We start from the raw sequence: 6,677 nt of genomic DNA on the forward strand, positions 1-6,677 counted from the left end.
GCCGGGCACCCGCCGCACCGCGCGGTCACCCCGCTGGGCGAGCTGCTCGCGGGCGCCCCGCTGGTGATCACCGTCGACCCGGCCGACGGCACCGCCGCCCTCGCGCCCGTCGACGACGGACCCCTGCTCTCCCGCGTGGCCGCGGCCGTGGCCGAGGCGGTCACCGCGGGCACCTGGACCCGCCTCAAGGCCTGCGAGGCCGCCGACTGCCACTGGGCCTACTACGACCGCAGCCCCGCAGGCCGCGGCCGCTGGTGCTCGATGCAGGTCTGCGGCGCCCGCGCGAAGATGCGCCGCTACCGCGCGAAGGAGCCGAAGGCGCCGAAGGAGCGAAAGGGATAGCGGGAGCCGAAGGACTCAGCAGGACCCCGCACCACGCCCGCGCCCGGTGGTGCAGAATGCAACAAGACGCCGGTTCGGCCGACTGAGCCTCGGCCGAACCGGCGTCACCCGTTCACAGGGCAGGACTCTCAGGCGGTGGGCCGCCCCATCGCCCGATAGCGCCACCCGGCCTTACGCCACACCTCCGGGTCGAGCGCGTTACGCCCGTCGAGGATCAGCCGCTCCGCCGCGACCTCACCCAGCGCCGCCGGATCCAGCTCCCGGAACTCCCGCCACTCCGTCAGATGCAGCACCACGTCCGCGCCCCGCACGGCCTCCAGGGCCGAGTCGGCGTAACCGAGCGTCGGGAAGATGCTGCGGGCGTTGTCCATGCCCTTCGGGTCGTAGACCGTGACCTGGCCGCCCTGGAGATGGATCTGCCCGGCCACGTTCAGCGCCGGCGAGTCCCGCACGTCGTCCGAGTCCGGCTTGAACGTCGCGCCCAGCACCGCCACCCGCTTGCCCAGGAACGGCCCGCCGCCCAGCGCCTGCCGGGTCAGCTCCACCATCCGGCCGCGCTGGCGCATGTTGATCGAGTCGATCTCCCGCAGGAACGTCAGCGCCTGATCCGCGCCCAGCTCACCGGCGCGCGCCATGAACGCCCGGATGTCCTTCGGCAGACACCCGCCGCCGAAGCCGATCCCGGCGCGCAGGAACTTCTTGCCGATCCGGTCGTCGTACCCGATGGCCTCCGCCAGCTTGGCGACATCGCCGCCGGCGGTCTCGCACACCTCGGCCATCGCGTTGATGAAGGAGATCTTCGTCGCGAGGAACGAGTTCGCGGACGTCTTCACCAGCTCCGCGGTGGGGAAGTCGGTCACCACGAACGGCGAGCCCTCCGCGATCGGCGTGGCGTACACCTCGCGCAGCAGCTTCTCCGCCCGCTCGCTCCTGACCCCCACCACGATCCGGTCCGGGTGCAGCGTGTCCTGCACCGCGAAACCCTCCCGCAGGAACTCCGGGTTCCAGGCCAGCTCGGCGTCCTCACTGGCCGGCGCGTGCTCGGCCAGATACGCGGCCAGCCGGTCCGCCGACCCCACGGGCACCGTCGACTTGCCCACCACCAGCGCAGGGCCCTTCAGATGCGGGGCCAGCGAGGCGAGCGCCGAGTCGACGTACGACATGTCACAGGCGTACTCGCCGTGCCGCTGCGGAGTGTTCACGCACAGGAAGTGCACATCGCCGAACTCGCCCAGCTCGGCGAAGTCCATCGTGAACCGCAGCCGCCCGGTCGACCCCTCGATGCCCGCCACATGCCGGCGCAGCAGTTCCTCGAGCCCCGGCTCGTACATCGGGACCTCGCCGCGCCGCAGCTTGTCGATCTTCTCCGGGACGACATCGAGGCCCAGCACCTCGAATCCCAGCTCCGCCATGGCCGCCGCGTGCGTCGCGCCGAGATAACCGGTGCCGATCACGGTGATCTTGAGGGCCATGGGGGTGCTCCAGAGGTATACGGCAGGAAGTGCGGGCCCGAGCATAACCGGGGTGCCTGGGCGGACCCACCGCCCGATCCGCCGTGCTGTCGTCAAGCTCACCTATCCACGGACGTGGGTGAAGTTCTAAAATTTGAGTTACTTAACGGTAGTTAGCGCCAGCATCACAGCGTTTTGGAGCGTGAGAGACCTTGGCCGGATCGGCTGACTTCGACCTGTACCGCCCGTCCGAAGAGCACGACATGCTCCGCGACGCCGTCCGCGCACTGGCCGAGGCGAAGATCGCGCCCTACGCCGCCGCGGTGGACGAGGAGGCCCGCTTCCCCCAGGAGGCCCTCGACGCGCTGGTCGCGAACGACCTGCACGCCGTCCACGTACCCGAGGAGTACGGCGGCGCCGGCGCCGACGCGCTCGCCACCGTCATCGTGATCGAGGAGGTCGCCCGCGTCTGCGCCTCCTCCTCCCTGATCCCGGCCGTGAACAAGCTCGGCTCCCTCCCGGTGATCCTCTCCGGCTCCGAGGACCTCAAGAAGCGCTACATGGCCCCGCTCGCCAAGGGCGAGGGCATGTTCTCGTACTGCCTCTCCGAGCCCGACGCCGGCTCCGACGCGGCCGGCATGAAGACCAAGGCTGTCCGCGACGGCGACCACTACGTCCTCAACGGCGTCAAGCGCTGGATCACCAACGCGGGCGTCTCCGAGTACTACACGGTCATGGCGGTCACCGACCCCACCAAGCGCTCCAAGGGCATCTCCGCCTTCGTCGTCGAGAAGTCCGACGAGGGCGTCTCCTTCGGCGCCCCGGAGAGGAAGCTCGGCATCAAGGGCTCCCCGACCCGCGAGGTCTACCTCGACAACGTCCGCATCCCCGCCGACCGCATGATCGGCGAGGAGGGCACGGGCTTCGCCACCGCGATGAAGACCCTGGACCACACCCGCATCACCATCGCCGCCCAGGCCCTCGGCATCGCCCAGGGCGCCCTCGACTACGCCAAGGGCTACGTCCAGGAGCGCAAGCAGTTCGGCAAGCCGATCGCCGACTTCCAGGGCATCCAGTTCATGCTCGCCGACATGGCCATGAAGATCTCCGCGGCCCGCGCCCTCACGTACCAGGCCGCGGCGGCCTCGGAACGCGGGGACGCGGACCTGACGTACCTGGGCGCGGCGGCGAAGTGCTTCGCCTCGGACGTGGCCATGGAGGTCACCACGGACGCGGTCCAGCTCCTCGGCGGCTACGGCTACACCCGTGACTACCCGGTGGAGCGCATGATGCGGGACGCCAAGATCACGCAGGTGTACGAGGGGACCAACCAGATCCAGCGGATCGTCATGGCGCGCAACCTGCCGTAAAACCCCCTGTCGACGCAGTGAAAAGGGCGCTCGATGCCGAGCGCCCTTTTCGCTGTGTGCCTGGTTCAGGCGGCCTGTGTGCTGTCCGCCTGCACGGCCGGACGCCGCGAGGCGATGACCTTCTTCGCCAGGGAGCGAGGGCTGGTCAGGAAGCCCCAGCCCCAGGACATGTGCATGGTGGCCAGCGCCACCGGGATCTGCAGGCGGGCCTTCAGCGGCAGGCCCTTGCCGGCCGGTATCGAGCCGAGCAGGATCGCCGCGAGGTAGCCGCCCGGGAGCACGAAGCCCCACGGGGTGAGCAGCGCGCCCACGACCGCCCCGGCCGCGATCGCGCACACGGCGGTCGGCGGGGCGAGGTAGCGCAGGTTGATGGAGCCGGAGTGGTAGCGGGCCACGACGTGCCGCCAGCGGCCGTAGTCCTTGTACTGCTTGGCCAGCGCCCGCACGCTCGGCCGCGGCCGGTACGACACCTTCAGCTCCGGCGAGAACCAGATCAGCCCGCCGGCCTCACGGATGCGGAAGTTCAGCTCCCAGTCCTGGGCGCGGATGAACTCCACGTTGTAGCCGCCCTGCTGCTCCAGCGCCTCGCGCCGGAAGACCCCGAGGTAGACGGTCTCGGCGGGACCGGCCTCGCCACCGGTGTGGAAGGCGGCGTTGCCGACCCCGATGCGCGAGGTCATGGCGGCGGCGACCGCGTGCTCCCAGTCGTTCTCGCCCTCGGCGTGCATGATGCCGCCGACGTTCTGCGCGCCGGTCTCCTCAAGGAGCCGTACGGCGGTGGCGATGTAGTTCGGGGAGAGCATTCCGTGCCCGTCGACGCGGACGACGATCGGATGGCGGGAGGCCTTGATCGCGGCGTTGAGGGCGGCCGGGGTGCGGCCGGTCGGGTTGGGCACGGTGTGCACCCGCGGATCCTCGGCGACGAGCTCGGCGGCGATCTCGTCCGTGCGGTCCGTGGACGGACCGAGGGCGATCACGACCTCCATCTCGCCGGCGTACTCCTGGGCGAGGATCGCGCGGACCGCGCCACGCAGGTGCCGCTCCTCGTTGAGGACGGGCATGATCACGGAAACGGCCGGGGGCCGCACGTCGGGATTGGCGTTCATAGGGGCATCACGTTACCGCGAACGGGGGACACCGCCGCGCGCGCCGGGGGCGATACGCCGGGCCGGAGATCGTATCGGCCTACCGTGCTCACGATCCCGCGTACGGCCGTCGTCCGGAGGTGTTCCCCCTTGCCCACGCCGCCGCGCTCCCCCCGGCCCCGCACCGCCCCTCAGCGCCGCCCGCCCGCGCAGCGCCGGGGCGGGCCGCGTCCGCCCGCGCGCCGGAAGCCGCGCTGGGTGATGCGGGCGGTGACGACGCTGTCCGTGGTGGTGCTCGCCTCCGCCGGCATCGGGCACACGGTCGTCACCAGCCTCGACGCGGAGATCGACCGCGTCGACCCGTTCCGCGACATGAAGAACCGGCCGGAGGCCGGTGACGGCATGAACGTGCTGCTCGTCGGCACCGACGGCCGGGAGAAGCTCAGCGAGGAGCAGCGCAGGGCGTACCGGCTGGGCGGCGCACCCTGCCACTGCACCGACACGATCATGATCGTGCACATCTCGGAGGACCGGGAGCGGGCCAGTGTGGTGAGCCTGCCGCGCGACTCCTACGCCATGACGCCCCCGCACACCGACCGGGTGAGTGGCGAAGAGCACAAGGGCCACCCCGTGAAGCTCAACGCGGCCTACGCCGAGGGCGGGCCGCAGCTGACCGTGCGCACGGTCGAGAAGATGACCCGGGTGAAGATCGACCACTACCTGGAGGTCGACTTCACCAGCTTCATGAAGACCGTCGACGTGGTCGGCGGCGTCGAGGTCTGCACCGACCGGCACCTCAAGGACAGCCACTCCGGACTCGACCTGCCCGCCGGCCGGCACACCCTCAAGGGCGGCCAGGCCCTGCAGTACGTCCGCGCCCGCCATGTCGACGGCGCTTCCGACCTCGGCAGGATGCAGCGCCAGCAGCGCTTCATGGCCGCCCTCGTCGACCGGGTCACGTCCTCCGGGATCCTGCTGAACCCGATGAAGTTCCGCGACGTCACCCTCGCCGTCCTTGGCTCGGTCCGCGCCGACAAGGGCTTCGGCACGGACGAGCTGCTGGACCTGGGCCGGGCGATGCGGAACTTCTCGCCGTCGTCGTCGGAGTTCACCACCGTGCCCATCGGGAGGATGGGGTACGCCGTGAAGGGCGTCGGTTCGACCCTGAAGTGGGACCCCGAGAAGTCCGAGCGGATCTTCGAGGCGCTGCGCCGGGACCAGCCGCTCTCCGTGCACCGCCCGCGCGACGCCGCGCTGCGTGTCCCGGTGGACCCCAAGCAGATCCGCGTGCAGGTGGAGAACGGCACCGCGACCGCCGGCCTCGGCCGCCGCGTCGACGCGGCCCTGGCGGCGACCGGCTTCGCCACCACCAAGGCCCCCGTCAACGCGGCACAGCGCGATGTGAAGCGGACTGTCGTCGCCTACGACCCCCGCTGGGACCGTTCCGCGAAGTCCCTGGCGGCGGCGCTGCCGGGCAGCCAGTTGCGCGCGGTCAAGGGCCAGGGCGCGACCCTGAAGGTCATCGCGGGCGCGGACTTCGTGAAGGCCCGCAAGGTCCGCGCCGAGGACCCGGGCCGCGGCGAGTTCGGGGTCGTGCGCGGCGACGAGGTGGGGTGCGGGTCGTAGCGGACGAGGGAGCTGGGCGTCAGTCCTCGTAGCCCTCCGCCGCCCGCTTCTCCCGCAGTTCCATGATCGCGCGGCGGCGGGCCAGGCGGTGGGTGCGGCGGATCTGGGCCTCCTGGTAGCGGCGCCGGTCCCGGTCGGTCTCCGGTATCACCGGCGGTACGCGGCGCGGCTTGCCGTCCGCGTCGACGGCGGCGAACACCAGGTACGCCGAGCCGACCTGGGTGGGCGGTGCGGACTCGTTCCAGCGTTCGGCCAGCACGCGCACGCCGACCTCCATCGAGGTCCGCCCGGTCCAGTTGACCTGTGCCTTCACATGGACGAGGTCACCGACGCGGACCGGCTCCAGGAAGGCCATCTCGTCCATGGACGCGGTGACCGCGGGCCCGCCGGAGTGCCGCCCGGCGACCGCGCCCGCCGCGTCGTCGACCAGTTTCATGATCACACCGCCGTGCACCGTGCCCAGAAGGTTGGTGTCGCTGTGGGTCATGATGTGGCTGAGGGTCGTACGGGACGCTGAGGTGGGCTTGCCCGGGATGTCGGGAGTCTCCGTCGGTGCGGCTGGGGCCTGGTCTGTCATGGCCTCCACCTTATGCCGAGGTGACATGCGTGTGATTTGTGTCAGCTTCGCAACAGCGGCGCCCCTATTTTCCGACGACCCTTGTATGGCACAGCGCCCGGACCTGCACACTGGGGCCCATGAACGATTGGCCCGAGGCATGGTCCGACGACAACCGCGGCGGCCGCTACGGACGCGGCAGCGCGAGCGCGCAGCCCGAGAGCGCCCGCGTGATGCGGCAGGTCCG

The 6,677-nt window shown here is 71.0% G+C and carries 6 protein-coding genes; 3 read left to right on the top strand and 3 right to left on the bottom strand.

Going from position 1 to position 6,677, the window contains the following annotated elements:
- The coding region (locus N4P33_RS30840) for a CGNR zinc finger domain-containing protein (protein ID WP_260830236.1) at window positions 1-342 on the top strand (342 nt) is incomplete at its 5' end.
- 128 nt (window positions 343-470) lie between these two features.
- On the opposite strand, the gene N4P33_RS30845 is transcribed toward N4P33_RS30840, so the two are convergent.
- Window positions 471-1,814 carry a UDP-glucose/GDP-mannose dehydrogenase family protein gene (locus N4P33_RS30845; protein WP_260830237.1) on the bottom strand — a complete coding sequence of 448 codons (1,344 nt, stop codon included), beginning with the start codon at window positions 1,812-1,814 and terminating at the stop codon, window positions 471-473.
- Between the two features lie 191 nt (window positions 1,815-2,005).
- On the opposite strand from N4P33_RS30845, the gene N4P33_RS30850 reads away from it, so the two are divergent.
- Window positions 2,006-3,163 (top strand): acyl-CoA dehydrogenase family protein, encoded by a 1,158-nt coding sequence (locus tag N4P33_RS30850; RefSeq protein ID WP_260830238.1) that lies wholly within the window; start codon window positions 2,006-2,008, stop codon window positions 3,161-3,163.
- 65 nt (window positions 3,164-3,228) lie between these two features.
- Here the strand turns inward: N4P33_RS30850 and N4P33_RS30855 are convergent, their stop codons facing one another.
- Window positions 3,229-4,269 (bottom strand): glycosyltransferase family 2 protein, encoded by a 1,041-nt coding sequence (locus N4P33_RS30855; RefSeq protein ID WP_260830239.1) that lies wholly within the window; start codon window positions 4,267-4,269, stop codon window positions 3,229-3,231.
- A 129-nt stretch (window positions 4,270-4,398) separates the two neighbouring features.
- On the opposite strand from N4P33_RS30855, the gene N4P33_RS30860 reads away from it, so the two are divergent.
- Window positions 4,399-5,874, top strand: coding sequence for an LCP family protein (locus N4P33_RS30860; RefSeq protein WP_260830240.1), 1,476 nt, complete (start codon window positions 4,399-4,401; stop codon window positions 5,872-5,874).
- 19 nt (window positions 5,875-5,893) lie between these two features.
- Here the strand turns inward: N4P33_RS30860 and N4P33_RS30865 are convergent, their stop codons facing one another.
- Window positions 5,894-6,451: an acyl-CoA thioesterase gene (locus N4P33_RS30865; protein WP_260830241.1), complete on the bottom strand. Its 558-nt coding sequence runs from the start codon at window positions 6,449-6,451 to the stop codon at window positions 5,894-5,896.
- Window positions 6,452-6,677 lie beyond the last annotated feature (226 nt).

Source organism: Streptomyces sp. 15-116A (assembly GCF_025290915.1).
In the GTDB taxonomy this organism is placed as follows: domain Bacteria; phylum Actinomycetota; class Actinomycetes; order Streptomycetales; family Streptomycetaceae; genus Streptomyces.

Coding starts and splice junctions, on each gene's coding strand:
- N4P33_RS30845 (WP_260830237.1), bottom strand. CDS start 1,814: ATGGCCCTCAAGATCACCGTGATCGGCACCGGTTATCTCGGCGCGACG.
- N4P33_RS30855 (WP_260830239.1), bottom strand. CDS start 4,269: ATGAACGCCAATCCCGACGTGCGGCCCCCGGCCGTTTCCGTGATCATG.
- N4P33_RS30865 (WP_260830241.1), bottom strand. CDS start 6,451: ATGACAGACCAGGCCCCAGCCGCACCGACGGAGACTCCCGACATCCCG.